The following is a 24693-nucleotide window of genomic DNA, read 5'->3' as shown; positions in this document are numbered from 1 at the left end:
CTGCCGCTCAGCCGGCGGCGGGCAGCGCCAGGCGCACACGCGTGCCGTCGCCCTCGCGGGAGGCGATCGTGACCTCGCCGCCGTGTCTGTCGACGATGGTGCGCACCAGTGCCAGGCCCAAACCGCTGCCTGCGCGATCACGCGCGTTGCGGCCCCGAGCCAACTCGTCGAAGACCGCATCGATCTCGTCGGCGGGGATGCCGCGGCCGGTGTCGGCGACGTCGAGGACGACGGCACCGTGCTTCTCGTCGCCGCGGATCTCGATCACATCGCTCGGCTCGGAGTACTTGGCCGCGTTCGCCACCACGTTGAACAGAGCCACGAACAACAGGTCGGGATCGCCCACCACGTCCGGCAGCGGCCAGGGCGCCGCCGGCAGGGTCACCGCCACCTCGCGCCCGTGAGCGTCGCGGACCGCGTCGACGACGTCCGTCACCAGCGCGGCGACCGACACGCGCGAGCGCTCGACCTCGGACGTCTGCAGTTCGGAGAGTTTGCGAAGGTCGGCGACCAGCCGCGAGAGCCGGGCCGTCTGGGCATCGATGGTCGCGAGCTGGGGCGTATCGGCCTCGCTCGCGGCGACGGCGACGCGGATCGCCGTCACGGGATTCTTCAACTCGTGGTCGAGTCGAGCGAGAAAGCGTCGGTGCTCCGAGGCCGCCGTGTCGCGCGTGGTGCGCCGTGTCGTCTCGAGGAGACGACTCCGGCGGTGAGCCGCGAGTGCGAGAGCCGCGGCCGCCGCGGCGAACAGGACCGCGGCGCCCACGCCTACGGCCGGAACGCCGGCCTCGACCACGATCGATCGCCGGTCTCCTCCGATGACGCCGGCGACGGCGGCACCGGCTGAGACGACAGCGGCAGCGGCGAGAACCAGCACCCCGACGCGAGTGTTCATGCGCGGCGCACCTCGGCACGGAACCGATAGCCGACACCCGCAACGGTCTCGACGTAGCGCGGGTCCGTCGCGTCGTCGCCGAGAGCAGACCGCAGCTCCGCGACACGGTGGTCGACCGCTCGCGTGTGCGAAGCGAAGTCGAAGCCCCACAGCGCCGACAGCAGTCGCTCGCGGGTATGCACCTCGCCGGGGCGCGCCATCAGGTACTCCAGCAGTTGGAACACGCCTTCGGCGTCAGCGAGACCTCGGCATCGCCACGCCAGACGCGACGTCCGGGGCGATCCAGTCGCAGGCCGCCGGTGACGAGCGTCTGCGACGTCACCAACGGGGCGGCTCCCGCAGCGACGCGGCGCAGCACCGCGCGTGCGCGGGCGACGAGCTCCTGCGGGTCGAACGGCTTGTTGAGGTAGTCGTCGGCGCCTTTTTCGAGCGCAGCCGAACGCTCGCCCGACTCTCCGACTCGCGTGAGCAGGATCGCCGGCGTGCTGTCTCCGGCCGCGCGCAGCCGGCGGACGAACTCCCGACCGTCCAGCACCGGCATCATGACATCGCTGACGATGATGTCGGGTACCCACTGCGTGACGACGTCCCACGCCTGCTGACCGTTCGCCGCAACGCGCACCTCGAACCCGCTGCGCGTCAGGAACGGGGCGAGGCCGTCGGTGATCGAGCTCTCATCGTCGACGAGGAGCAGACGCGGCGGCGCGGAGGTCATGAACGGATCGTACCGATCAGGAGATCGGCGTCGTGCCGTTGAGGGTGCCGGCATCCTTGACGACAGCCGTGCCGCTCTCCCAGCCGACGAGGTTCGCGTCCGCGCCCGCGTCCAGCACGATCTCGCGGGCCGCGGTGGCGATGACGATGTTCCCGTCGCCCTGAACGCTGAGCTCGTCGACGGCGGGCAGCAGGACGGTCGCCGCCGAGGCCAGGATCGTGACCTCCCGGCAGTCGCCTGTCACCTCCACGACCAGTGCGTCGGCGTTGCGGTCGACCGTGTACACGCCGTCCACGCACGCCACGTGCTGGGTGACCTTGTCGCTCCAGCGACTGCGCTGCAGCTTCGCCATGCGCTCGTCATCGACGACACCGCCCACGTTCGCGCTGTCGCTCGGCGACGGCGAGGGCGCCGCTGCCGTCGGAGAGGGGGATGCGGCCGCATCGGCGGCCGTCGAGGTCGCGGCGCCGGCGTCGGACACCCGGACACTGCAGCCGGCGAGTGCGCAGCCCGCGATCAGGAGCGCGAAGGACAGAGCGAGAGGGCGGCGTAGCGTGTTCATGCAGACAACGTTACGAATCGGATGTCGCAGCCGCGTCGCGACCGTGTCGCGATCTTGCGACAGGGCATGATGAGGCGAACACCCGCACGCCGCCGAGCTCGCACCGGCCGACCTTCCGACAGGACGACATGGACGTCGCACTCCTCGTCAATCCGACAGCCCGTGCCTCCGCACGCAGCCACGCCGCGGAGGACGTCGCCGCGCGCCTGCGCGCCCACGGCATCCGCACGACGTTGATCGCGGGCGGCAGCGCCGTCGAGTCCACCGACCTGCTGCGCCTCGCCCTCCAGGCGGGTGCCGATGCCGTGCTCGTCGCGGGCGGTGACGGCACGGTCAATCTCGCCGCGCAGGAGCTGGCGGGAACCGGCATCCCCCTCGGCATCGTACCGACGGGCACCGGTAACGACGTGGCGACCGCCCTCGGGCTGCGCGAGCGCGACGCGCGCGGAGCCGCCGAAGCCGTCGCGGCGGGGTCCACACGCACGATCGATCTCGCGCGCGTGCGTCGCGCGGACGGCTCGACGTCGTTGTACGCGACCGTGCTGGCGAGCGGATTCGACTCGCGGGTGAACGACCGCGCCAACCGCATGCGCTGGCCCCGCGGCCACGTCCGCTACGACCTCGCGATCCTCATCGAGTTCCTGCGACTGCGCTGCGTCGCCTTCGAGGTGGAGCTCGAGCACGACGACGGCACGATCGAACGCCGCGGCGAGGACCTGCTCATGGCGACGGTGGGCAACGGCCCGACCTATGGCGGCGGCATCCCCATCTGTCCGGATGCCGACCTCGCCGACGGCCTGCTCGACGTCACGCTCGTGCGCCCGCTCGGACGGACGCGCCTGCTCCGGCTGCTGCCCCGCGTCTACCGCGGCACGCATGCCGGCCTGGACGAGGTCGTCACCGCACGCGTGCGGCGGGTGGGACTGTCCGCCCCCGCGACCACCGCCTACGCGACGGCGATGCGGTGGGGATGCTGCCACTGGAGATCGACGTCGTTCCCGGTGCGCTCCGCGTCTTCGCGCCGGCGGCGCGCTGATCCCGTTTCCGGGCCGGGTCACGGACCGATCCGACGGTTGCGGTCAGTGGTGGCTCGCCTGCTCCGCGCGCAAGCGGGCCAAGACCTGGTCGCGCAGCTCCTCGGGAGCCGTCTCCTTGCAGGCTCGTGCGACGACGGCGGTCAGCGTCGTGGCCACCAGCGCCTCGTCGCGGCAGGACGGACAGTTCTCCAGGTGCGCGCGGATGTCGGCGTGCTCGGTCTTGCAGACCTCGTTGCGGAGGTACTCTTCCAGGTCCTTGCGTGCTTTGTCGCAGCCGCAGTCACTCATTTCTTGCTCCCTGATGAAGTCGCGGGCACCGGCACGTCCATGCCGCGCTCGCGCGCGTAGTCGGCGAGGAGGTCACGCAGCATGCGCCTGCCACGATGCAGGCGGCTCATGACCGTGCCGATGGGGGTTTTCATGATGTCCGCGATCTCCTGATACGCGAAGCCCTCGACGTCGGCGAGGTACACCGCGAGACGGAAATCCTCCGGAATCGACTGCAGCGCGTCCTTGACCGCGGATGCCGGCATGTGGTCGATCGCCTCCGCCTCCGCCGAGCGGCTCCTGGTGGCTGTCGTGGACTCCGCGCCGCCGAGCTGCCAGTCCTCGAGATCGTCGATCGTGCCCTGATAGGGCTCGCGCTGCTTCTTGCGGTACGTGTTGATGTACGTGTTCGTCAGGATGCGGTACAGCCACGCCTTGAGGTTCGTGCCCTGCGTGAAAGAGGACCAGGATGCGAAGGCCTTGACGAACGTCTCCTGCACCAGATCGGCCGCATCCGCCGGGTTGCGCGTCATCCGCATGCCCGCGGCGTACAGCTGATCCATGAACGGCAGCGCCTGCTGCTCGAACTGCGCACGGGCGTCCGCGGCGCTGTCGACCTCGTCCGCCGGGACGAGGTCTGTGGCCGGGGTTTCGGGGGTCGGCGACTCGAGGGCCGCGTGCTCTTCCATCAGGGCCCAGTCTACGTCGGCGATGTCCGGCACCAGGGGTGCGAGTGTCGCGGTCACGGGGCTCCTCTCTTCGTCGGCGTCCACCGTTCGGCAGGCTGCACCCGTCGCGCCGAAGGCGGCACTGTCGGACGGGTTCGTTAGGGTAGAACCCGATGACAGTCACCGGGTATTCCCCTCTTCCGCCGGCAGGTTCTCCCTGGCCGGCGCCGCGTGCGGACGAGGCCGTGCATGCGACGGTCTCGGTGCCCGGCTCGAAGTCGCTCACCAACCGCAAGCTCGTCCTCGCCGCACTGGCCGACGGCCCCAGCACGCTCACCTCACCCCTGCACTCCGAGGACTCGGAACGCATGATCGCGGCGCTGCGCGCACTGGGCGTGGAGGTCTCCGAGGTGCCCGGCTCCGGTCGGTTCGGACCCGACCTGCTGGTGACCCCTCCGGCATCCTTCCGCGGTGACGTCGAGATCGATTGCGGTCAGGCCGGCACCGTCATGCGCTTCATCGCCCCCCTCGCCGGACTGGCCCACGGCGACGTCACCCTCACGGCACACCCGAGCGCCCTGCACCGCCCGATGGGCGAGATGATCAAGGCGCTACGCGAGATCGGTGCCGACATCGACGACGGTGGCACCTGGTCGCTGCCCTTCACGGTCCGCGGGCGCGGGCACATCCGTGGCGGCGAGGTCACGATCGACGCGAGCGGCTCGAGCCAGTTCGTCTCCGGACTGCTCCTGGCCGCGCCCCGCTTCGACGTGGGCCTTCACCTCATCCACTCCGGCGAGCGCCTCCCGTCGGTCCCCCATATCGACATGACCATCGAGACGCTCGCGCGTCGCGGCATCCAGGTCGAGCACCCCACACCCACTGAGTGGGTCGTTCCCGCTGGCACCCTGCGCGGACGCGACGCCGCGATCGAGCCGGATCTGTCGAACGCGGCGCCTTTCCTCGCTGCGGCGATGCTGACGGAGGGCTCGGTGACGATCCCCGGGTGGCCCGCGAGTTCGACACAGCCCGGCGCGCTCCTGCCCGAGATCCTCACTCTCCTGGGCGGGCGGGCAACCCGCCGCGGCGGCGCTCTCACCGTGACCGGCGGTCCCCGCATCGCCGGCGTCGACCTCGACCTGAGCGCGGCGAGCGAGCTGACGCCGACTCTGTTCGCGCTGGCCGCCTTCGCCGACGCCCCAACGACCCTCCACGGCATCGGACACATCCGCGGCCACGAGACGAACCGTATCGAGGCCCTCATCGCCAATCTGGAGGCACTCGGCGGACGCGCCGAGGAGCTGCCCGACGGCATCCGCATCGTGCCCGCTGACCTCCACGGGGGCCTCTGGCGCGCGCATCACGACCACCGCATCGCGACCGCCGGCGCCCTCATCGGCTTGCGCGTGCCCGGCGTCGAGGTCGACCACATCGAGACCACGGCGAAGACCATGCCGGAGTTTCCCGCCCTGTGGAGCGGGATGCTGTCCGGGTCTGCGAACGATTGAGCCGGCCGGTGCGAGGCGTGCAATGAGCTGGCTCGATCTCGACGACGATGACGACGAACTCGAGTTCGACGAGACCGACATCCGGGTACGCCCCAATCCGAAGGCGAATCGCCCGCGCACGAAACGGCGCCCCGCCCACGCTGATGCGGTGATCGGTCGGGTGCTCGGCGTCGACCGGGGCCGCTACACCGTGTTGATCGACGAAGACGGTCCCGACGAGCACACCGCTCTCGCCGCCCGGGCGCGCGAACTGCGCAAGCAGCCGATCGTCACCGGCGACCGTGCGCGCGTTGTGGGCGACACCAGCGGCGATGAGGGCACTCTGACGCGCATCGTCGGGCTCGAGGAGCGCACATCGCTCCTGCGGCGCAGCGCCGACGACACCGACCAGGTGGAGAGGGTCGTGGTCGCCAACGCCGACCAGATGCTCGTCGTCGTCGCCGCCGCCGATCCCGAGCCGCGGCCTCGGCTGGTCGATCGCTACCTTATCGCGGCTCTGGACGCCGGCATCCATCCGCTCCTGGTCGTGACCAAGACCGACCTGGCCGATCCCGCCTCCTTCGTTGCGCACTTCGAGGGCGTGGACGATCTGGAGATTTTCACGAGCGGCCGCGGCCAGATGCCCGTCGAGGAGATCGGGCGACGCCTGATCGGCCACTCGACCGTCTTCGTCGGCCACTCCGGTGTCGGCAAGTCGACGCTGGTCAACGCCCTCGTCCCCACGGCCGATCGCGCAACGGGCCACGTGAACGAGGTGACCGGCCGTGGCCGCCACACGTCGAGTTCGACGGTGTCGCTGCGCTACGTGACGGCAGAGGGGCGCGGCTGGGTGATCGACACCCCCGGCGTGCGATCGTTCGGGCTCGGACACGTCGACCCCGCGAACATCCTCCGCGCCTTCACGGATCTCGCCGTCGTCGCCGAGGAGTGCCCTCGCGGCTGCACGCACCTTCCGGACGCGCCCGATTGCGCGCTGATCGAGGCGGTGGCCGAGGGACGCCTCGGAGAGCGCGGAGCGGCGCGCCTGGATTCGCTGCAGCGTCTGCTCTCCACGTTCGCCTGATCGTAGGCTGTGGCTATGGCACTCCTCGAACCCGGTACCGCCGCCCCCGACTTCACGCTCGTCGATCAGGACGACGCACCGGTCAGCCTTCACGATCTGCGCGGCACCCCGATCATCCTGTTCTTCTACCCCGCCGCCATGACGCCCGGGTGCACGACGGAAGCGTGCGACTTCCGCGACAGCTTGGCACCGCTGCAGGCGGCGGGCTACGCGGTGATGGGCGTCTCGCGCGACGACACCGCGACCCTGCGCCGGTTCCGCGAGCGCGACGGTCTCACCTACCCGCTGCTCAGCGACCCCGATCACGCCGTGCACGACGCCTACGGCGCGTGGGGCGAGAAGATGAACTACGGCAAGACGGTGGAGGGCGTCATCCGCTCGACGATCGTCGTGGATGCCGAGGGTCTCGTCACGCACGCTCTGTACAACGTCAAGGCCACCGGGCACGTCGCCCGCGTGCGCTCCCTGCTCGGCGTCGGCTGACCCGTCGCGTCCGCCTCAGCTGCGATCGTCGCCGCGCCGCGCGGCGGCTGTCCGGGCCGCGAGAAAGAGGGCGACCAATCCGATGACGGCGGGAATCGCTGTGACCAGCGCCGTGGAGACGGACGGAGTCGGGCCCGTGATGGCGCCGAGCGCCACCGCGAGGATCAGGAGCTGACTGACGATCCCCCCGGACCGCCCCCAGGAATGACCCCGCCAGACGGCGAGCGCGAAGGCGGCGAGGGCCACCGCCCCGATCGCCGTGAGGACGATGAGCGCGATCGAGCTGACCGCGTCGTCGGTGTCGCCGGTGACCAGGGCAACGATCTCCCAGCCGGTCACGAGGAGGACGGCGAGCGCCTCCAGCGCCAGAATGGCCGAACCGGTCCGCTCTGCTGGCGTCGTCATCATGCGGGCAGGCCCTCCGATACAGGCAGTACACAGCACACGCCGGGGGAAATGCCGAGTTCACCCTTGATTCATCTGAATGACCATGGGAGCATTGATTTATCCGTGTGCTCCCACAGTGGCGTGGGGCGAGCGTCTGCTCGCACACCATCAGGGTAATCGACGCCCGACGTCACACCCACCCGACTTCTCATCCCGCATCAAGGAGCACCCCCTATGGATTGGCGCGACAAAGCCGCCTGCCTGACCGTCGACCCCGAGCTGTTCTTCCCCGTAGGGAACACCGGGCCTGCTGTCGATCAGATCGAGAAAGCCAAGTCCGTGTGCGCGCGCTGCACCGTCACGGAGGTCTGCCTGCAGTACGCCCTCGAGACCGGTCAGGACTCGGGCGTGTGGGGCGGGCTGTCCGAGGACGAGCGCCGTGCTCTGAAGCGCCGCGCTGCCCGCGCCCGCCGCGCAAGCTGAGGCGGCGCCCGCCCGCTCCCGCTCGCACCGTCGACGATGATCTCGCCGGTGTTGCTGGAGCTCAGCTCTGGGTGCGCCCCAGGTAGCGCATCGGGATCTCGATGGTCACCTCGGTGCCCGAGCCGACGAGCGTGTGCCAGTCGATCGTGCCGCTGAGTTCGCCCTGAATGAGAGTGCGGACGATCTGCGTGCCCAGTCCCCGACCGACTTGCCCTTCCGGCAGGCCGACGCCGGTGTCACGCACCTTCACGCCGAGTCGATCCTCGGTGCGCTCCGCGATGATCTCGACCTCGCCCTCCTGGTCGACCAGACCGTGCTCGACGGCGTTGGTGACGAGCTCTGTGAGAGCAAGAGCGAGAGGCGTGGCGTACTCGCTGGGCAGCGTGCCGAACGTGCCGGTCTTCCGCGTACGCGCGCGGGTGTTGGGCGACGCGGCGACTTCCGCGACGAGCTTGAGCACCCGATCGAAGACGTCGTCGAAGTCGACGTTCTGAGCGAGCCCCTCCGACAGCGTGTCGTGGACCACGGCGATCGCCGCGACCCGGCGCATGGCATGCGTCAAGGCGTCGCGCGCCTCATCCGAGTGCGTGCGCCGCGACTGGATGCGCAGCAGCGACGCGACCGTCTGCAGGTTGTTCTTGACGCGATGGTGGATCTCCCGGATCGTCGCATCCTTGGTGATCAGCTCCTGCTCCTGGTGGCGGATCTCCGTGACGTCCCGGCACAGCACGATGGCGCCGATCCGGGTGCCGTGGTCCTTGAGCGGGATGGTGCGAAGTGACACCGTGACCCCGCGCGCCTCCAGGTCGGCCCGCCACGGTGCACGACCGGCCATGACGATCGGCAACGACTCATCGAAGTCGCGCCCTTTCGGCAGGATGCCGGTGGCCACTTCGAGCAGGGACTCCCCTTCGAGCTCGTCGTCGAAGCCGAGGCGGTTGAACGCGGAGAGGGCGTTGGGGCTGGCAAACGTGGTCGTGCCGTCGACATCGATGCGGATCAGACCGTCGGAGGCGCGCGGGGCACCCCGTCGTGGAGAAGTCGGTGCGGCGAGGTCGGGGAAGTCGGCGCTCGCGATCATGCCGAAGAGGTCGTCGGCGCAGTCGTTGAAAGTGATCTGCTGGCGTGACGGGGTGCGCGCCTCGCCGAGGTTGGTGTGCCGCGTGAGCACGCCCACCACCACGGGCGACTGCTCACCGGCGCCGGCCGCGCGCACGATCGGCACCGCGCGCACACGCGTGGGGGTCTCTTCGAACCAGTCCGGGGATGCCGAATCGACGATCTCGACCCGCGTGAACGCGTCACGAACCTGCGTGCGCCACTGCGGGCGCACCATGTCGCCCACGATGTCCCGGTAGAACAGGGTCGCCGCACCGCTCGGCCGGGTGTGGGCGACGGCGATGAACGAGTCGTCCACCGTCGGTACCCAGATCACGATGTCGGCGAAGGCCAGGTCGGCGAGGAGCTGGCCGTCGCCGGCGAGGCGGTGCAGCCACTCGATGTCAGCCCCCGTGGATCGGCCCTGGGCATAGACGAGATCGCTGAGCGTCGACACGCACCCAGCCTAGGCGAGATCGTTCATCGGTGACGCGGCCGAGCCGCCTCAGGCCACGCCGCGAAGAGTGCGTCGCGTCCGGAGGCGAGCGTCCCCGCGGCGGCCCTCGGTATCGGCGCCGGGTGCCACACGCGATCGACGCACCGCTGCGCGCGCCGGAGGCGGCTCGATCGCCTCGCCGACGAAACGACGAACGGCCCCAGACAGCGAGGAGCGTGGCGCCACACGACCCACCGGCTGCGCCTGCAGGACCGCGGCGTCGGCAGCCTTCGGATCCCACGGGACGAACCAGCACGCGGCGACGCCGACGTAGCGATCGAGCGTGCGGCGCACCTGCGACCGCGCGTCGATCCCGAGCGTCGAGGTCCGCGTCTTGTTGACCAGGACGTGAATGGGCGCGGCGCCGGCCGCGGCGCGCAGATCGGCATGCGCACGGACGAAGCGTGCAACGCCGACGGGGTCTGCGGAGACGACCGCGACGACGATGTCGGCTGCGGCCAGGACCGCGAGCGTGGCCGCGTTGCGACGCGGACCCTCCACATCGCTCACGATCTCCTCGTCGCGCTCCAGCGGCGCCGCGACGTCGACGATGAGATCCTCGACCCACGTGCGACACTGCTCGAGAGCATCGCCGACCCGCGCCGAGGACAGCTCCGGCCAGCGCCCCGGCCGGTTGATCCCCGCCAGGACCGCGACATCACCGAGGGGCAGGGCGATCCGTTCGAGCTCGGCGGCGCTCAACGTCCCGCGCTCCGCCGCTCGACACGCCGCAGCGAAGCCCGGCCCCTCGTCGGCGAGCCCGGTCAGCATCGCGACCGATGGGGCATGCGTGTCCGCGTCGACGAGGCCGACACGGCGCCCATCCCGGGCGAGCTCCGCGGCGATCTCGATGGCCATGGTGGTGCGTCCCGGAGCGCCCGCGGGGCCCCAGACCGCGATGATGCGACCGCGCGGGGGCGCCGTCGGCGGCGCGGTCACCGCGTGCAGCACCGCCGTGCGGACATCGTCCGGCGCGCACGTGGCGATGCCGAACATCTCGGCGAGTCGGCGATCTGCCGCGCCGTCGCACACCGCGACGATGCGCACTCCGAAGCGATCGCACACCGCCACCAGCTGAGGAGTCAGCGCGTCTCGGCCGGCGTCGATGGCAAGCACGTCGGCAGCGGCGAGCGCGCCGAGCAGTTCGGCCGCGGCGCGGCCCGTGACGGCGTCGGCGGCGGCATCCGCCGGAGCATCCGCCGCCACCACGAGGAGAACCTCGGCACCGTCGTCGCGGAGAGCGTCGACGACGACGGGGGTATCCAGCCGATCGGACGCCAGCACCACACGCACGCTCATGAGCCCGCTCCGCCGCTCGGGACGATCGACAGACTGGACCCGTCGGCGATCGCGGCGAGAGTGGTGGCGACGTCGTCGCGGTCGATCACGATCTCGACCGCGACGGCGGTCGCGCCCATCATCGACCGGTCGCGATCGACCGACGCGACCGTCGCGGAGCCGACCAGGATGCGCGGCGTGTCGTACGCACCGCGCTCCCGCGGGGCCGCAGCCCAGACATCGACGGATGATCCCGTGCCGACGGTGGCGGGCACCTCGCTCGCGCTCGTGATGACGACCGTGGTGCTGCGCACGCCGGCCGCGTCACCGAGCGCATCGTTCGGCACGAGCTCGCCGGCGCGCACGACGCGGGTCGCGACGGCTCCCGGCCGAAGCGTCGTCGGCGTCGCGTAGGAGTCGTGCACGGGCCCGAGCGCGACATCGACCACGCGCAGGTCGGCGGATTCGACGGCCTCGCCCGGGAGCAGCGTCGTGGCTGCGGCGAACACGGGCGCCGTCTGGCGCGCTGCGGCGACCACGAACCAGACGCCGGCCACCGAGACGACGATCAGTGCGATCCCGAGGAGGAATCGCAGGTCTGCCCAGAAAGCGCGAGGGCGAGGTCGGGCCGTGACGGAGTCGCTCATGTCGATATGGTGACGCAGCGTCCCGCCGGCGCGGGCTGGTTATCCACAGCGCGGCGTGGACCCGTGAGGCCTCGCCTGGCGGGCCGCATAATGGCCTCATGCCCGAATCACCCAAAGCCGGCGCGCGCCTGCTGACACCTGCCCAAGTGGCGGAGATGCTGCAGATCGCCGTCGACGAGGTGGTCGCTCTCGTGATCGACGGCCGTCTTCGCGGCATGAAGGCGGGCTCGCCGGCGCGCTGGCGCATCGATGCCGGCAGCGTCGCTGTCTACCTCGACGATCAAGCGGAGGACGCGCGGCGGATGGCGCTGTGGCGTGAGTCGAATGCGGCGAGCTTTCCGGAGTTGTGGGGTCGAGGCGCGGTGCGCAACCCGGACTGATCGCCGCGCGCCCTCCGACTGCGTCAGACGAGGTCGACGAGCGCATCCATCCGCATCGCGGACACCGCCACGAATGGGACGATCCGGAAGCCGCGCACCTGGTCGGCGCGGCGCACCCCACCGATCTCGTGCAGTGCGAGGTCGAGATGATCGGCGCCGGCGCGGTCGATCGTTCCCGACAGTGCGCGCCCCGTCACGAGATGCACCGTCACCGGGATGCGCCGGCGAACGAGATCGCGCACGACGAAACCCAGGGACATGCGCTGCGCGAGTGCGCCGCCGGGATGAGCGGCGCGCACACTGCCGAGAAGCTGCTGCGTTGCGAGCGCCATGGTCGCCACGGCGGCCAGTGGCACGATCCAGACCGTGCCCGTCGATCCGCCCTCCACGGTGACGGCGACCCAGTCCGATCCGACGCGCGTGACGGTCCCCGACAGCGTCGTGCCGTCCGTGAGCTCGAGGCCGACGGCGACATCGGCGGTCTCCGCGAGCACCACGAGCCGATCGCGGACGGGGATGCGCGCCAGACGCAGGCGCTCCGCTTCGGTGTCCAGGGCGGCGCGCTCAGCCTCCCACTCGGAGTCGAGTTGGTCTTCCAGATCCTCGAAGAAGCGGTCCCAGCGCACGCGGTGACCCTAGAGGAGGGATGCTGCCGACCGCCGATTCTGTCCACAGGAGCCTCTCCACAGGTTGGAGGATTCTCATCCACCCTGTGCGTGGGCTGTGTTGTACTCGTCAGACGCCCGACCAGGCGGACGACGAGAGAGGAGGACGGAGCATGGCCACCGCATCCCCCGACGCTGCCGGCACTCCACCGCGCAGCGCGACCGCGCGGCGGAGCGTGTCGACACCACGCCGCGGATCCGCATTGGAGGTCGCGGAGTACTTCGCACCCCAGCGCACCGGCACGGATGCGCTGCCCGCTCCCGAGCCGCTGCTGAAGAACCTGACCATCGGCGTCCTCGAAGCGCTCGCCGGCGTGCGCGAAGTCGATCAACTCGCACGCTGGTTCGGCGAGGACGCGTTTCGCGCTCTGATCACACGAGCCAATCTGTCGGCTCGCGCACGCAGCGCCCGAGGCGTCGCGCCGGCCCGGCCCGTGCACCATATCCTCTCGACACGTCATTCCTCCCCCGCCGACGGCGTCATCGAGGGCGTCGTCATCGTGGCGGGACCGGCGCGCACCCGCGCCGTCGCCCTCCGCTTGGAGGGCTGGGACGGTCGCTGGCGCGCCACGTCCCTCGCACTTCTCTGAGCCTCCCGGGGACGCGGCCGGCGTGACCGACCCGCCTTACTGCCGGTACGACGAGAGGAAGTTGCCGAGCCGTTCGATCGCCTCGGTGAGCACGCGCGCCTCCGGCAGCGTCACGATCCGGAAGTGATCCGGCGTCGGCCAGTTGAAGCCCGTGCCCTGCACGAGCAGCACGTGCTCGGCGACGAGGAAGTCGTAGACGAACTTGGCATCGTCGTGGATCTCGTAGATCTCAGGATCGAGTCGGGGGAACGCGTAGAGGGCGCCGCGCGGCTTGTGGCACTGCACCCCGGGAATCGCGGTGAGAGCCTCGAAGGCGGCATCCCGCTGCTCATGGAGCCGTCCGGTGGGAGCGATCAGCGCGTCGATCGACTGCACCCCGGACAGAGCCGCCTGCACCGCGTGTTGAGCAGGAACGTTGGGGCACAGTCGTGTCGAGGCGAGCAGTTGAATGCCTTCCAGGAACCCGGCGGCATGCTTCTTCGGACCGGTGATGACCATCCAGCCCGAGCGGTACCCCGCCACGCGATAGGTCTTCGACAGGCCGTTGAAGGTCAGGCACAGCAGATCCGGCGCGAGCGTCGCGAGCGGGATGTGCACGGCATCGTCGAACAGGATGCGGTCGTAGATCTCGTCGCTGAGCAGCAGCAGCGAATGCTCTCGAGCGATCTCGACGATGCCCTCGAGCACCTCACGGGAGTACACCGCTCCGGTGGGGTTGTTCGGGTTGATGATGACGATCGCCTTCGTGGCGGGCGTCACCTTCGACCGGATGTCATCGAGGTCGGGCTGCCAGCCGCTCTCGTTGTCGCAGCGGTAGTGCACGGGGGTTCCCCCGGCCAGGCTCGTCATGGCCGTCCACAGCGGATAGTCCGGAGCGGGGATGAGGACCTCGTCGCCGCTGTCCAGCAGCGCCTGCATGGTCATGGTGATGAGCTCGGACACCCCGTTGCCGAGGTACACGTCGTCCGGATCGAACGCCGGGAACCCGGGGACCTGCTCGTAGCGCGACACGACGGCACGCCGCGCCGACATGATGCCGCGGCTGTCGCTGTAGCCGTGTGCGTGCGGCACCGCTTCGATCATGTCGCGCACGATCTGGTACGGAGCCTCGAAACCGAAGACGGCGGGGTTGCCCGTGTTGAGCTTGAGGATGCGGTGGCCGTCGGCCTCGAGTCGGTCAGCCTCGACGAGGGCGGCTCCACGGATCTCGTAGAGGACGTCCTTGAGCTTGGATGACTGGTCGAGGATGCGAGGGCTCATCGGATCAGGATATCGCCGTCCCGACGAGGCCAATCGCCGCCCCGTGGACCGGGGCGACCCGAGCCGTCGACTACTTCTTCTTGCCGGCGGCGCGGCGCTCGGCGCGGTTGTTCGCAGCCGGTGCGGATGCCGCGGCATCCGTGCGCTGTCCGAACGCCCCGCGCGGAGCCTCGGCGGCGGGCGCGGCAGGCTCGGAGCTCGCACTCTGCTGGCGGAGCTTGCTCGTCGCCGCCTGCTGGACCTGCCCGCGGTCGTTGCGGACCTCCACCTCGCCCGCATCGTTGGCAGCGGTGTACTGCAGCTTCTGATTCTCCACCGACGGCGCGACCCGCAAGCCCTTGGCCTCGACCTCCTCGCCGCTCTGGCGCACCTCGACCTCGAGGTTGTAGAGGAATCCGACCGACTCCTCCTTGATCTGGCCCATCATGGTCTGGAACATCTCGTAGCCCTCGCGCTGATACTCGATCAGCGGGTCGCGCTGCGCCATGGCACGCAGGCCGATGCCGTCCTTGAGGTAGTCCATCTCGTAGAGGTGATCACGCCAGCGCCGATCGAGCACCTGGAGCACGACGCGACGCTCGAGCTCGCGCATGGCGGGCTCGCCGAGCTTCTCCTCACGCGCCGCGTACGCGATCTTCGCGTCCGAGAGGATCTCGCGCTTGAGCACCTCCGGCGTGACGCGCCCCTTGTTGCCGCTTTCGGCGACGACCTCGTCGATCGTCACCGACACCGGGTACAGCGTCTTCAACTCGGTCCACAGCGCGTCGAAGTCCCAGCTCTCGTTGTGACCCGTGCCGGTATGGTCGTCGATGATCGCCCCGATGGCGTCCTCGATGAAGTGCTGCACGCGGTCGGACAGATCGTCCCCCTCGAGCATCTGACGACGATCGGCGTAGATCGCTTCGCGCTGGCGGTTGAGGACGTCGTCGTACTTGAGCACGTTCTTGCGGATCTCGGCGTTGCGGGCCTCGACCTGCGACTGTGCGCTCTTGATCGCACGCGAGACCATGGTCGACTCGATGGCGACGTCATCCGGGAAGTTCGTGCGGGCGAGGATCGCCTCGGCCGCGCCGGACTGGAACAGTCGCATGAGGTCGTCGGTCAGCGACAGATAGAAGCGGCTCTCGCCCGGGTCGCCCTGACGGCCCGAGCGGCCGCGCAGCTGATTGTCGATGCGACGGGACTCGTGGCGTTCGGTTCCGAGGACGTACAGTCCGCCGGCCTCGACGACCTTGGTCGCCTCCTCGGCCACCGTGTCGCGCATCGCGGCGTAGGTCTCGGTCCAGGCGGCATCGTACTCATCGGGCGTCTCGACCGGGTCGAGCCCCTTCGCCTTGAGCTCCTGCACCGCCAGGAACTCGGCGTTTCCGCCGAGCATGATGTCGGTGCCACGACCGGCCATGTTGGTGGCCACGGTGACGGCGCCGAGCCGGCCGGCACGAGCGACGATCTCAGCCTCACGCGCGTGGTTCTTGGCGTTGAGCACCTCGTGCTTGATGCCCTTCTTGGCGAGCAGTCGCGAGAGGTACTCGCTCTTCTCGACGCTGACGGTGCCGACGAGGACCGGCTGCCCGGTCTCATGACGGCGTGCGATGTCCTCGACCACCTGCGCGAACTTCGCCTGCTCGTTCTTGTAGACGAGGTCGGGCTGGTCCTTGCGGATCATCGGCTTGTTCGTCGGGATCGGAACGACGCCGAGCTTGTAGGTGGACATGAACTCGGCCGCTTCGGTCTCAGCGGTACCGGTCATGCCGGCGAGCTTGTCGTAGAGGCGGAAGTAGTTCTGCAGCGTGACCGTGGCGAGTGTCTGGTTCTCCGCCTTGACCGGCACGCCCTCCTTGGCCTCGATGGCCTGGTGGATGCCCTCGTTGTAGCGACGCCCGACCAGGATGCGGCCGGTGTGCTCGTCGACGATCATGACTTCGTCGTTCATCACCACGTAGTCGGTGTCGCGCTTGAACAGCGCCAGGGCCTTGATCGAGTTGTTCAGGAAGGAGATCAGCGGGGTGTTCGCCGACTCGTACAGGTTGTCGATGCCGAGGTAGTCCTCGACCTTCTCGATGCCGGGCTCGAGCACACCGATGGTGCGCTTCTTCTCATCGACCTCGTAGTCCACCCCGGCCTCGAGCGTCTTCGCGATCTTCGCGAACTCGACGAACCAGCGGTTGGCCTCGCCCGAGGACGGGCCCGAGATGATGAGCGGCGTGCGCGCCTCATCGATGAGGATCGAGTCGACCTCGTCGACGATCGCGAAGAAGTGACCGCGCTGGACGAGGTCCTGCTTCTGCCAGGCCATGTTGTCGCGCAGGTAGTCGAAGCCGAACTCGTTGTTCGTGCCGTAGGTGATGTCGGCGTTGTACTGCTCGCGGCGCACCTCGGGGGTCTGTCCGGCGACGATGGTGCCGGTGGTCATGCCGAGGGCACGGTAGACGCGACCCATGAGCTCGGCCTGATACGACGCGAGGAAGTCGTTCACGGTGATGACGTGCACGCCCTGGCCGGCGATCGCGTTGAGGTAGACGGCGAAGGTCGCGGTGAGCGTCTTTCCCTCACCGGTCTTCATCTCCGCGATGTTGCCGAGATGCAGCGCCGCACCACCCATGATCTGGACGTCGTAGGGACGCTGGCCGAGGGTGCGCTTGGCGGCTTCGCGCACGGCTGCGAAGGCCTCCGGCATCAGCTTGTCGAGGCTCTCCCCCGCCTCGTGGCGGGCGCGCAGCTCGGCGGTCTCGCCGCGCAGCTCCTCGTCGGTCAGCTGCGCATAGTCCTCCTCCAGGGCGCCGACCGCCTTCACGACCTGCTGAAGCCGCCGCAGGATGCGTCCTTCGCCGGCGCGGAGCAGTTTCTCGAGAGGGTTGGCCACGGAGCATCTCCATCTATCGGGTGCGGGCGACGTGCGACGTCGCCTCGACCGCGCACGAGGGCACGGCATACGGGGCCATGTTACCTGGCTGTGACTTTGCTTACCTGCGCGAGACCTCGAAAACACGCGCATAGGATCGTGACATGGCCGGATTCTGGGGCGCACGCAAGCAGGAACGCGAGCAGCGGGCTGCCGAGGACGCGGAGCTCGGCCGCCGGGCGGACGCGGCGCTCGTCGAGATCGACGAGCGCCTGCGCACTACGGAGGACGAACTCGTCTTCGCCGAGATCGAGTTGGGCACCGAGCCCACCCAGAGCCTCCGCGAGGCGCTGAACGCGGTGCGCAGCCACATGGGCGAGGCGTTCCAGCTGAACCAGCTCAACCACGACCACATCCCGGACACCCCCGAGGAGCTGCGCACGCGCAACGCGCGCATCATCCAGCTGTGCGACTGGGCACAGGAGCTCCTCGACGATCGCCTCCAAGCTCTCGCCGAGCCCGTCGAGCGCGCCCGCCGCGCTCCGGAGATCATCGCCGGCATCCGCGCCGACGTCGAGCGGGGCACACAGCGACTCGAACGCGCCGAGGCGACTCTCGCGCGCGTGCACGCCCGGTACGCGCCTGCCGCCGTGCGACGCATCGAGAAGAACGCCACCGAAGCTGCCCAGCTCTTCGCCTTCGCCACGCACGGCGCCGATGTCTCCACGGCACGACGCGAGAGTGGTCAGCGGGAGCAGGCGAACCTCGCGCTGGAGACGGCGATGGAGGCGGTGCGCCGCGCGACCACCCTGTTGGATGCCGTGGACGCCTTCGAAGTGGAGGCGTTGCGTGCCGAATCCACGCTTGACGCCATCGTGGAGGATTCGCGCGGCGACCTCGTGGCCGCTCGTGAGCTCGCGCACCTGCCCGCCGTGGCGACGGCGATGGCGACGCTGGAGAAGGAGCTGATGGCCCTCACCCCGGCCGGCGGGCTGCCCGACCCCTTCGGCGAGCTCACGCGTCTGCGCGAGGCGAACGCCGCCCTGGATGCCGCGGTCGCGAAGGCCCGCGCCCGGCTGGCCAACCCCGCTCCCCCGGAGACGCACGTGCGGCACGCGATCGACGACGCGGACCGCCAGCTCGGCGTCGCCCGCAGCGTCATCTCCGGCCATCGAGGGTGGATCGGCGCCGATGCCCGCACCCGTTTGGCCGAAGCAGAGCGGATCCGTCTGGACCTGGCGGCACTGAGCGCACAGCCCATCGGCGAGGACGATCGTGAACAGGCCCTCTCCGACGCGCGCCGGTGCGGACAGCTGGCAGCGGAGGCGCTGCAGCTCGCGCAGCGCGACATCGATTCCTCCCGCCCGAATGACGGCGGCTGGGGCGATGGCGGCGGATGGGGAGGCGGCCGGCGCGGCGGAAGCGGCGGCGACATGGTCGGCGGCATCCTCGGCGGCCTGGTGATCGGCAGCATCCTGGACGGCATCTTCGACTGAGTTCGCCCTGTCCGGCGCACGTGCCGACCCGGATCGGAGAAACAGAATCGGATCGCAGAAACAGAATCGGATGCCGCGCGCGGCGGCATCCGATTCTGTTCACTCGCCCCGATTCCGGGGGCCGGTCGGGTCGGTCAGGACGCGAGCTCCGCGGCCGGCGGGGCACTGGCGGTGAGCGAGATCACGCCGTAGTCCCAGCCCTTGCGGCGATAGACGACGCTCGGGTGGTCGGTGCGGGCGTCGATGAAGAGGAAGAAGTCGTGTCCGACCAGCTCCATGCGGTCGACGGCTTCTTCGACCGTCATCCACTCGGCGTCGAAGTTCTTGGTGCGGATCACGACCGGGGTGTAGTCGTCCTCGCCCTCGTCGCCGACGGCGATCGGGATCTCGCCGGTCGCGACAGCACGCAGCGTCTCCACGGATGCCGGCTGCACATCGATGCCCGACAGCGCACCGCTGCCCTTGTCGAGCTTGGCGCCGCGCGGGTGGTTTCGGGCGTCCACGCGCTTGTCCTTGGCACGACGCAGCTGCTCGGCGAGCTTGTCGACCGCCATGTCGAGCGCCGTGAACTTGTCGCTGTCGGTGGCCTCCGCACGCACCAGCGGGCCCTTGCCGGTGACGGTCAGCTCGACCGTCTCTTCTTCGCGGCTTCCGTTGTGATACGCCCGGTGGGTGACCTTGACGTCGAGACGCTGCGCTCGGGGGGACAGCGTTCCGATGCGGACGGACTTCTCTTCGGTGACGGTGCGAAAACGATCCGAGATGCTCACACCCACGCCGACGATGCTGGTTTCCATCCTGACCTCCTTGTTCCGGGTCCGGCCGGTCAAGGGCGGACCCTGAGTTCGCCTTGGTCTCTCCCACGCTATCGGGGTGCGGCGGCGCTGTCACGCGCCAATCCCGGGAGTAACGGACCGATCCCCTGAGGATCCGCAATGGATCCGCGCTCACGGGGCGTGTCGCGCGGTCGCGGCGACGGTCGCTGCCCCGATCACGTGCGCACCGCCGGCCGTCAGGGCTCGCGCGGCTTCGCGCAGCGTCGCGCCGGTGGTCAGCACGTCGTCGACGACGATGACGGACAGCCCCGCGACACCGCGCGCCCGGAGGGTTCCCGCGACGTTCTGCGCGCGCGCCTCGCGGCCGAGACCACGCTGGTCGGCGACTGCGCCGCGCGAGCTCAGCGCCCGCAGCGGCTGCAGACCGCCCCGCCGCGCCAGCAGGGCGCCGGTCTCGTATCCGCGCCGGCGAAGCGCACGTCGCGACGAGGGCACGGGCACGATCGCCACGTCGGCGCCGCCGCCTTCGACGCGCGCCACGGCCGCGGCCAGGGCGCCGCCGAGCAGTCGGGCCAGCCCCGTGCGCCCGTCCTCTTTGAACGCGCGCAGAACGCGCGCCGGCACGCCGGAGAAATCCAGTGCGGAGCAGACCGCGAGGCCCGGCAGCAGCGAACGTACGCGCACCCGTGGCAGAAGGAGTTCACGGCAGCGCACGCAGAGACCGACGTCTGGCTCATCGCAGCCCGCGCACCACACGGGCAGTACCAGCGAGAGCGCCCCGGCCGCAGCGTCGCCCACGCGGCGCCAGACGGGTGCGCGGAGCCAAGCCGGATCGAGCATGATGCCACCGTGTCGAATGCACGTCACGTGCGGGGACCCCGATGCGCATCTGTGGAGGAGCGCTCTCGCAGCGCGACGCGGGGAGGAGGATCCGCCTCAGCGCGGCATCCCCTGCTGCACCGCCAGTACCCGGACGCCCCCCATCAGCTGCTGCCAGTTGGCACCCCGCTGCGCATAGAGCTCGCCGTCGGTGTCACTCACGCTCGCGTTCGACGTCTGCCCCGAGAGCGTCGAGGTGTCCCCGGGCGTACGGATCGGCGCGTCCGGGAAGCCGCCCACGTGCACCGCCTCGACGTACTGGTCCTGCCCGGTGCCGGCGAGCACGCCGAGGGTGCTCGCATCGAGCCAGGTGAGATCCGTTGCGGCATCCGACAGCGTCGCGAGCTTCTTCACGGGAGACGCGAGCGCGGTGGGCGCCCCGGTGCGGTCCCGCTGGATCCCCGCCCCCCATACGGCGTAGCGGTCACCGTCGCGCACCACGGCGACGAGCCTCGTCCCGTCGCGCGAGACGCGCTGCGCGATGACCGCGGAGGCGCCCGCCCATCCCCCGGACATCGGAACGGCGGTGCCGCCCGGTGCGTACGCGATCACCGATCCGGGCGCGTCCGACGGCACCGACCACACGTATCCCGCGGGATCGATGGAGGGAGCGACGAGATCCGGACGCGTGTCGAGGCGGCGGATGGGGCCGTCGGCGGGGACCTCGAGAACCGCTCCCGACACGTCGCGGACAGCGGCGGCGGTGCGATCGGCATTGACCTCGATGTCGGTCGCCGAGATCTGCATCAGCGCGTCGGAGAGCCCCGCGATCGGCGAGATGGTCGTGCCCGATACGAAACCGAAGGCGTCATCGGTGCGAACCAAGGGATTGGCCGCCACCGCGGTGGAACGCACGTCCACACGCTGGGCCGTCAGCTGCTGGCCCCCGGGAAGCAGCATGTCCACGCTCGTGATCCCGGGGACGTCCAGGCTCGCCTCGAGCTGGGTCTGCATGCGGTTCAGCGCGGTCTGGTCGAGCGAGCGGGCGCCGTCCTGCAGGGTCACCTGCGCGACGTTGGACTGACGCGGAACGGATGTCAACTCGAGCCGTGCACCATCCGTGAACGCGCTCACCACCGCCCCGCGCAGCCAGGGCGCGGGCGCACCGTCGACGAGGCCCTGAGCGATGTTGGTGGCGGCGTAGTACCGAGGGAACCACCGCACGTCGGGCACCAGGTAGGTCCACGTCGGATCGAAGTACATCAGCGAATAGTTCCCGAACACGGCCAGGAACTGGGCCTTGTCGAGCACGATCCCGTCGGGTGCCTGGGTGATCCGCCACTGCCCGTCGTCCTGCTGAGCGAGCTTGAAGGTCAGGGGAATGGGGCCGTTGTCGGATGCCGGGCTCATCTCCCCCGTGGCATCCACCGTCGCCACCGGCGAGACCGTCAGCACGATGTCGCCGGATGGGCTCTGCTGCAGGGTGCGCTGCCCGGAGGCGTAGATCGTGACGCCGGCCTGCGGCTTCCAGGTGCCCTTGTAGCTGGGAGCGAGGAACTGCTGCGCCGTCTCCCAGTTGTTGGTGGGGCCGGTGCCGGCCGCGATGAACCCCTCCACGATCTGCTGGGGGGTGGCGTCCTTCACCGGCCCCTTCGGGATGAACGCGATGTCGCCGGAGGTCCCGTCGTCCACGATCCGCACGCCCGGGTTGACCGGTCCGGAGGTCGGCAGACCCGCGCACGCGGCGAGCACCACCATGAGCGCTCCCGCGAGCACGGTGATGCCCGCCCGGCGCAGACGCCGAACACTCATGATCGTCCCCCTTTGTCGAACACGGTGATCGGCTGTGTCAAGCCGAGGTCGTCGAGCGAGACGCCGTCCTCGCCCGGGTCGAGGGGAACAGGTGACGAGCCGTCGATGGGCTGGCCCTGCCGCGGCAGCGTCAGCACGAAGTTCGTGCCGCGGCCGAGATCCGACCAGACGGCCAGGGTGCCGCCGTGCAGCTTCGCGTCACCGAGCGCGATCGACAGCCCCAGTCCCGTGCCGCCGATCGTGCGCTTGCGCGACGGGTCGGCGCGCCAGAAGCGGTCGAACACGCGCTCGGCGTCGGCGGCGCTCATGCCGAGTCCGTAGTCACGGACGCCGATCGCGACCGCCCGCTGGTTGCTGTCCACGGTGACGACGATGGGACGACCCTCGCCGTGCTCGATGGCGTTGCCGAGCAGGTTGCGCACGATCCTCCGGACACGGCGGGGATCCATGTCGACCGGAGAGTAGCCTCCGGGGGCGACCAGGCGCACGTCCGTCCCATGCTGATCGGCCAGCTGCTGCATCGAGGCGATGACGTCCTCGGCGAGATGCGCGAGGCTGGTCGGCTCGTACTCCAGTTGCACCGAGCCTGCGTCGTAGCGGCTGATCTCCAGCAGATCGGTCAGGAGCGTCTCGAAGCGCTGCACCTGTGCATGCAGCAGCTCCGCGGCGCGGGCGGTCGTCGGATCGAAGGAGTCGCGCTGGTCGTTGAGCATGTCGCTGGCCAGGCGGATGGTCGTCAGTGGTGTGCGCAGCTCGTGGGAGACGTCGGAGACGAAGCGCTGCTGCACGAGCGAGAGCTCGGCGAGCTCCTTGATCTGGGCTTCGATGCTGTCGGCCATCGCGTTGAACGAGCGGCCGAGGATCGCGAACTCGTCCTCCCCTCGCACCGGCAGCCGCACAGCGAGATCGCCGGCGGCGAGGGTCGCGCTGGTTTCGGCGGCCTCGGCGATCGGAACGGTCACCGAGCGCAGCACGAAGGAGGAGATCGCCGCGATCAGCAGCACGAGCCCGGCGCCCACGAGCCACAGGGTGATCTGGACGAACTGCAGGGTCTGCTGCTCCGGGGCGAGGTCGTAGGCGAAGTAGAACTCGTAGGCGCCGACCTCGGGAAACTCGAGCTGCTGACCGACGACGATCCCGGGCACCGTGCCGCCGTCGGCGGCCGGCAGGCCGACGGACTGCCACCAGCGCTTCTGGCTGTCGCCCTGAACGGCGCCGCGCAGCCCGGGCGTGATCAACCCCGCGGTCAGCCCTCCGCGCTGGAAGTCCTGCGGCGCGATCGTCGACGGCTCATCCGAGATGCGGAACGCGGCGATCATGTCGGTCCCGGCCTGCCGCGCGATCGAATCGGTCGCATTGTTCCACAGCGACTGCAAAGCGGCACCGTCGCCGTCGATCTGCGCGGCGTTGAGCGTCTGCTGGGTGGACTGCGTAGCGCGCTGCACGGCCTCCTGCACCTGCTGGACGCGGGACTCGAAGAGGTCGTTCTGGATCGCGAGCGCCATCGCGACGAACGCGATGAGGATGGCCAGAGCCGTCGCACCGATCGTGATGACGAGCGTGCGAAACCTCAGCGACCGGGCCCACGCATATGCCACACGGCGCGGCCAGCTGAGCCAATCGCGCCAGCCGGTCAGCGTCGGCACGGTCGCCGTCTGCGGCGTCATGAGCGGCCGATCACACCACCGCGCCGGCGCGATAGCCGACGCCGCGCACCGTCATGACGATCCGCGGGTTGTCGGGATCGATCTCGACCTTCGCGCGCAGCCGCTGCACGTGCACGTTCACGAGACGAGTATCGGCCTTGTAGTGATAGCCCCAGACCTGCTCGAGCAGCATTTCGCGCGAGAACACCTGCTGCGGCTTCGAGGCGAGGGCCACCAGCAGCTCGAACTCCAGCGGGGTGAGCGCGATGACCTCGCTCCCCCGGCGCACTTCGTGGGCGGCGACATCGACGACGACGTCGCCGATGCGAAGATCACCGCCCGTCGCCTCAGCGGCGGGTCGCAGCCGCGTGCGGATCCGCGCGACGAGCTCCTTCGGGTTGAAGGGCTTGACGATGTAGTCGTCCGCGCCGGACTCGAGCCCGCGAACGACGTCGGCGGTGTCGGTGCGTGCGGTGAGCATGATGATCGGAACGCCCGATTCGGAACGGATGCGCGTGCAGATCTCGATGCCGTCCATCCCCGGCAGCATCAGATCCAGGAGCACGAGGTCGGGCCGCTCCTCCCGCCACATCTCGACGGCGGCGGTGCCGTCGGCGCAGAACAGCGGTTCGAAGCCCTCGGTGCGCAGCACGATACCGATCATCTCGGCGAGCGCGATGTCGTCGTCGACAACGAGGATGCGGGAAGTCATATGGCCTGATTCGTCCTTCGGGTGGGCCGGATGCCGCGGCGCGGCAGGGCGCAACAACACAGTATCCGACGTGTCTGGGTTGAGACCGCGTGCCGCGCAGGACGACGG

The 24693-nt window shown here is 69.8% G+C and carries 25 protein-coding genes and 1 pseudogene; 8 read left to right on the top strand and 18 right to left on the bottom strand.

Features of this window, described 5'->3' with window-relative positions:
* Positions 1 to 7: 7 nt before the first annotated feature.
* The 4 genes from BGN98_RS09355 to BGN98_RS09345 are packed head-to-tail and all read right to left on the bottom strand — an operon-like array spanning position 8 to position 2172.
* Complete coding sequence (locus BGN98_RS09355) at positions 8 to 895, bottom strand: sensor histidine kinase (RefSeq protein WP_288121053.1); 888 nt, start codon at positions 893 to 895, stop codon at positions 8 to 10.
* Positions 892 to 1119, bottom strand: a complete 228-nt coding sequence (locus BGN98_RS14765; RefSeq protein WP_353681707.1) for a winged helix-turn-helix domain-containing protein — start codon at positions 1117 to 1119, stop codon at positions 892 to 894. The genes BGN98_RS09355 and BGN98_RS14765 overlap by 4 nt, the downstream gene beginning before the upstream one ends.
* Positions 1095 to 1610: a response regulator transcription factor gene (locus BGN98_RS09350; protein ID WP_353681706.1), complete on the bottom strand. Its 516-nt coding sequence runs from the start codon at positions 1608 to 1610 to the stop codon at positions 1095 to 1097. Before BGN98_RS09350 ends, BGN98_RS14765 begins: the two co-directional genes overlap by 25 nt.
* 16 nt (positions 1611 to 1626) lie before the next feature.
* Complete coding sequence (locus tag BGN98_RS09345; protein WP_288121051.1) at positions 1627 to 2172, bottom strand: DUF3060 domain-containing protein; 546 nt, start codon at positions 2170 to 2172, stop codon at positions 1627 to 1629.
* A 128-nt stretch (positions 2173 to 2300) separates the two neighbouring features.
* Between BGN98_RS09345 and BGN98_RS09340 the strand changes: the two are divergent.
* Positions 2301 to 3050 (top strand): annotated as a pseudogene (locus BGN98_RS09340) (diacylglycerol kinase family protein); the annotation flags it as partial.
* A 201-nt stretch (positions 3051 to 3251) separates the two neighbouring features.
* Here the strand turns inward: BGN98_RS09340 and BGN98_RS09335 are convergent.
* Positions 3252 to 3497, bottom strand: coding sequence for a zf-HC2 domain-containing protein (locus BGN98_RS09335; RefSeq protein WP_036317410.1), 246 nt, complete (start codon positions 3495 to 3497; stop codon positions 3252 to 3254).
* Positions 3494 to 4222: a sigma-70 family RNA polymerase sigma factor gene (locus BGN98_RS09330; protein ID WP_061683361.1), complete on the bottom strand. Its 729-nt coding sequence runs from the start codon at positions 4220 to 4222 to the stop codon at positions 3494 to 3496. The genes BGN98_RS09335 and BGN98_RS09330 overlap by 4 nt, the downstream gene beginning before the upstream one ends.
* A 95-nt stretch (positions 4223 to 4317) precedes the next feature.
* On the opposite strand from BGN98_RS09330, the gene aroA reads away from it, so the two are divergent.
* From aroA to bcp, 3 genes are read left to right on the top strand one after another with little or no spacing between them, the layout of a single operon-like run.
* Positions 4318 to 5652: a 3-phosphoshikimate 1-carboxyvinyltransferase gene (aroA, locus tag BGN98_RS09325; protein WP_061683362.1), complete on the top strand. Its 1335-nt coding sequence runs from the start codon at positions 4318 to 4320 to the stop codon at positions 5650 to 5652.
* 22 nt (positions 5653 to 5674) lie between these two features.
* Positions 5675 to 6715 carry a ribosome small subunit-dependent GTPase A gene (gene rsgA, locus BGN98_RS09320; protein WP_061683363.1) on the top strand — a complete coding sequence of 347 codons (1041 nt, stop codon included), beginning with the start codon at positions 5675 to 5677 and terminating at the stop codon, positions 6713 to 6715.
* A gap of 15 nt (positions 6716 to 6730) precedes the next feature.
* Positions 6731 to 7198, top strand: coding sequence for a thioredoxin-dependent thiol peroxidase (bcp, locus tag BGN98_RS09315; protein WP_061683364.1), 468 nt, complete (start codon positions 6731 to 6733; stop codon positions 7196 to 7198).
* Positions 7199 to 7213: 15 nt separating this feature from the next.
* Here bcp and BGN98_RS09310 read toward each other — a convergent pair whose 3' ends face one another.
* Positions 7214 to 7606 (bottom strand): hypothetical protein, encoded by a 393-nt coding sequence (locus BGN98_RS09310; protein ID WP_061683365.1) that lies wholly within the window; start codon positions 7604 to 7606, stop codon positions 7214 to 7216.
* A 213-nt stretch (positions 7607 to 7819) separates the two neighbouring features.
* On the opposite strand from BGN98_RS09310, the gene BGN98_RS09305 reads away from it, so the two are divergent.
* Complete coding sequence (locus tag BGN98_RS09305) at positions 7820 to 8068, top strand: WhiB family transcriptional regulator (protein WP_005048317.1); 249 nt, start codon at positions 7820 to 7822, stop codon at positions 8066 to 8068.
* A 61-nt stretch (positions 8069 to 8129) separates the two neighbouring features.
* Here BGN98_RS09305 and BGN98_RS09300 read toward each other — a convergent pair whose 3' ends face one another.
* From BGN98_RS09300 to BGN98_RS09290, 3 genes are read right to left on the bottom strand one after another with little or no spacing between them, the layout of a single operon-like run.
* The gene (locus tag BGN98_RS09300) at positions 8130 to 9623 is read right to left on the bottom strand and encodes a sensor histidine kinase (RefSeq protein WP_036285785.1); all 1494 of its coding nucleotides are present in this window, start codon (positions 9621 to 9623) and stop codon (positions 8130 to 8132) included.
* Between the two features lie 48 nt (positions 9624 to 9671).
* On the bottom strand, positions 9672 to 10961 hold the full coding sequence (locus tag BGN98_RS09295; protein ID WP_288121043.1) for a CpaE/TadZ family protein: 1290 nt from the start codon (positions 10959 to 10961) through the stop codon (positions 9672 to 9674).
* Positions 10958 to 11587: a hypothetical protein gene (locus tag BGN98_RS09290; protein ID WP_288121041.1), complete on the bottom strand. Its 630-nt coding sequence runs from the start codon at positions 11585 to 11587 to the stop codon at positions 10958 to 10960. The genes BGN98_RS09295 and BGN98_RS09290 overlap by 4 nt, the downstream gene beginning before the upstream one ends.
* Before the next feature lie 98 nt (positions 11588 to 11685).
* Here BGN98_RS09290 and BGN98_RS09285 point away from each other — a divergent pair, with 98 nt between their 5' ends.
* Positions 11686 to 11967, top strand: a complete 282-nt coding sequence (locus tag BGN98_RS09285) for a helix-turn-helix domain-containing protein (RefSeq protein ID WP_288121039.1) — start codon at positions 11686 to 11688, stop codon at positions 11965 to 11967.
* A gap of 23 nt (positions 11968 to 11990) precedes the next feature.
* On the opposite strand, the gene BGN98_RS09280 is transcribed toward BGN98_RS09285, so the two are convergent.
* Entirely contained in the window at positions 11991 to 12593 is a 603-nt protein-coding gene (locus BGN98_RS09280) for a hypothetical protein (RefSeq protein WP_036285779.1), read from the bottom strand.
* 152 nt (positions 12594 to 12745) lie between these two features.
* On the opposite strand from BGN98_RS09280, the gene BGN98_RS09275 reads away from it, so the two are divergent.
* Complete coding sequence (locus BGN98_RS09275; protein WP_288121037.1) at positions 12746 to 13222, top strand: Rv3235 family protein; 477 nt, start codon at positions 12746 to 12748, stop codon at positions 13220 to 13222.
* A 36-nt stretch (positions 13223 to 13258) separates the two neighbouring features.
* Here BGN98_RS09275 and BGN98_RS09270 read toward each other — a convergent pair whose 3' ends face one another.
* Positions 13259 to 14482: a pyridoxal phosphate-dependent aminotransferase gene (locus tag BGN98_RS09270; protein ID WP_288121035.1), complete on the bottom strand. Its 1224-nt coding sequence runs from the start codon at positions 14480 to 14482 to the stop codon at positions 13259 to 13261.
* 70 nt (positions 14483 to 14552) lie between these two features.
* Complete coding sequence (secA, locus tag BGN98_RS09265; RefSeq protein ID WP_288121033.1) at positions 14553 to 17345, bottom strand: preprotein translocase subunit SecA; 2793 nt, start codon at positions 17343 to 17345, stop codon at positions 14553 to 14555.
* 143 nt (positions 17346 to 17488) lie between these two features.
* Here secA and BGN98_RS09260 point away from each other — a divergent pair, with 143 nt between their 5' ends.
* Positions 17489 to 18820, top strand: coding sequence for a hypothetical protein (locus tag BGN98_RS09260; RefSeq protein ID WP_288121032.1), 1332 nt, complete (start codon positions 17489 to 17491; stop codon positions 18818 to 18820).
* Between the two features lie 134 nt (positions 18821 to 18954).
* On the opposite strand, the gene hpf is transcribed toward BGN98_RS09260, so the two are convergent.
* The 5 genes from hpf to mtrA all read right to left on the bottom strand — a co-directional run bounded on the left by hpf (position 18955) and on the right by mtrA (position 24585).
* Positions 18955 to 19617, bottom strand: coding sequence for a ribosome hibernation-promoting factor, HPF/YfiA family (hpf, locus tag BGN98_RS09255; protein WP_005048298.1), 663 nt, complete (start codon positions 19615 to 19617; stop codon positions 18955 to 18957).
* Positions 19618 to 19767: 150 nt separating this feature from the next.
* Positions 19768 to 20436, bottom strand: a complete 669-nt coding sequence (locus tag BGN98_RS09250; protein ID WP_288121030.1) for a ComF family protein — start codon at positions 20434 to 20436, stop codon at positions 19768 to 19770.
* A gap of 96 nt (positions 20437 to 20532) precedes the next feature.
* The gene (locus BGN98_RS09245; RefSeq protein WP_288121028.1) at positions 20533 to 22227 is read right to left on the bottom strand and encodes an LpqB family beta-propeller domain-containing protein; all 1695 of its coding nucleotides are present in this window, start codon (positions 22225 to 22227) and stop codon (positions 20533 to 20535) included.
* On the bottom strand, positions 22224 to 23894 hold the full coding sequence (mtrB, locus tag BGN98_RS09240; protein WP_288121026.1) for an MtrAB system histidine kinase MtrB: 1671 nt from the start codon (positions 23892 to 23894) through the stop codon (positions 22224 to 22226). The genes BGN98_RS09245 and mtrB overlap by 4 nt, the downstream gene beginning before the upstream one ends.
* 10 nt (positions 23895 to 23904) lie before the next feature.
* Positions 23905 to 24585, bottom strand: coding sequence for an MtrAB system response regulator MtrA (gene mtrA, locus BGN98_RS09235; RefSeq protein ID WP_039414314.1), 681 nt, complete (start codon positions 24583 to 24585; stop codon positions 23905 to 23907).
* Between the last annotated feature and the right edge of the window lie 108 nt (positions 24586 to 24693).

The sequence above is a fragment of the Microbacterium sp. 69-7 genome, from assembly GCF_001897985.1.
GTDB classification, from domain to species: Bacteria; Actinomycetota; Actinomycetes; order Actinomycetales; family Microbacteriaceae; genus Microbacterium; species Microbacterium laevaniformans.
Note: the sequence above shows the minus strand (reverse complement) of the source record. Positions and strands in the feature narration are given on the sequence as shown.

What these genes read in the sequence shown, in the direction of transcription:
- BGN98_RS09270 (WP_288121035.1), bottom strand. Translation starts at nt 14,482, where the DNA reads ATGAGCCCTCGCATCCTCGACCAGTCATCCAAGCTCAAGGACGTCCTC.
- BGN98_RS09275 (WP_288121037.1), top strand. Translation starts at nt 12,746, where the DNA reads ATGGCCACCGCATCCCCCGACGCTGCCGGCACTCCACCGCGCAGCGCG.
- hpf (WP_005048298.1), bottom strand. Translation starts at nt 19,617, where the DNA reads ATGGAAACCAGCATCGTCGGCGTGGGTGTGAGCATCTCGGATCGTTTT.
- BGN98_RS09310 (WP_061683365.1), bottom strand. Translation starts at nt 7,606, where the DNA reads ATGATGACGACGCCAGCAGAGCGGACCGGTTCGGCCATTCTGGCGCTG.
- bcp (WP_061683364.1), top strand. Translation starts at nt 6,731, where the DNA reads ATGGCACTCCTCGAACCCGGTACCGCCGCCCCCGACTTCACGCTCGTC.
- BGN98_RS09345 (WP_288121051.1), bottom strand. Translation starts at nt 2,172, where the DNA reads ATGAACACGCTACGCCGCCCTCTCGCTCTGTCCTTCGCGCTCCTGATC.
- BGN98_RS09285 (WP_288121039.1), top strand. Translation starts at nt 11,686, where the DNA reads ATGCCCGAATCACCCAAAGCCGGCGCGCGCCTGCTGACACCTGCCCAA.
- BGN98_RS09355 (WP_288121053.1), bottom strand. Translation starts at nt 895, where the DNA reads ATGAACACTCGCGTCGGGGTGCTGGTTCTCGCCGCTGCCGCTGTCGTC.
- BGN98_RS09295 (WP_288121043.1), bottom strand. Translation starts at nt 10,961, where the DNA reads ATGAGCGTGCGTGTGGTGCTGGCGTCCGATCGGCTGGATACCCCCGTC.
- mtrA (WP_039414314.1), bottom strand. Translation starts at nt 24,585, where the DNA reads ATGACTTCCCGCATCCTCGTTGTCGACGACGACATCGCGCTCGCCGAG.
- BGN98_RS09305 (WP_005048317.1), top strand. Translation starts at nt 7,820, where the DNA reads ATGGATTGGCGCGACAAAGCCGCCTGCCTGACCGTCGACCCCGAGCTG.
- BGN98_RS09250 (WP_288121030.1), bottom strand. Translation starts at nt 20,436, where the DNA reads ATGCTCGATCCGGCTTGGCTCCGCGCACCCGTCTGGCGCCGCGTGGGC.
- mtrB (WP_288121026.1), bottom strand. Translation starts at nt 23,894, where the DNA reads ATGACGCCGCAGACGGCGACCGTGCCGACGCTGACCGGCTGGCGCGAT.
- aroA (WP_061683362.1), top strand. Translation starts at nt 4,318, where the DNA reads ATGACAGTCACCGGGTATTCCCCTCTTCCGCCGGCAGGTTCTCCCTGG.
- rsgA (WP_061683363.1), top strand. Translation starts at nt 5,675, where the DNA reads ATGAGCTGGCTCGATCTCGACGACGATGACGACGAACTCGAGTTCGAC.
- BGN98_RS09350 (WP_353681706.1), bottom strand. Translation starts at nt 1,610, where the DNA reads ATGACCTCCGCGCCGCCGCGTCTGCTCCTCGTCGACGATGAGAGCTCG.
- BGN98_RS09245 (WP_288121028.1), bottom strand. Translation starts at nt 22,227, where the DNA reads ATGAGTGTTCGGCGTCTGCGCCGGGCGGGCATCACCGTGCTCGCGGGA.
- BGN98_RS09260 (WP_288121032.1), top strand. Translation starts at nt 17,489, where the DNA reads ATGGCCGGATTCTGGGGCGCACGCAAGCAGGAACGCGAGCAGCGGGCT.
- BGN98_RS09290 (WP_288121041.1), bottom strand. Translation starts at nt 11,587, where the DNA reads ATGAGCGACTCCGTCACGGCCCGACCTCGCCCTCGCGCTTTCTGGGCA.
- BGN98_RS09335 (WP_036317410.1), bottom strand. Translation starts at nt 3,497, where the DNA reads ATGAGTGACTGCGGCTGCGACAAAGCACGCAAGGACCTGGAAGAGTAC.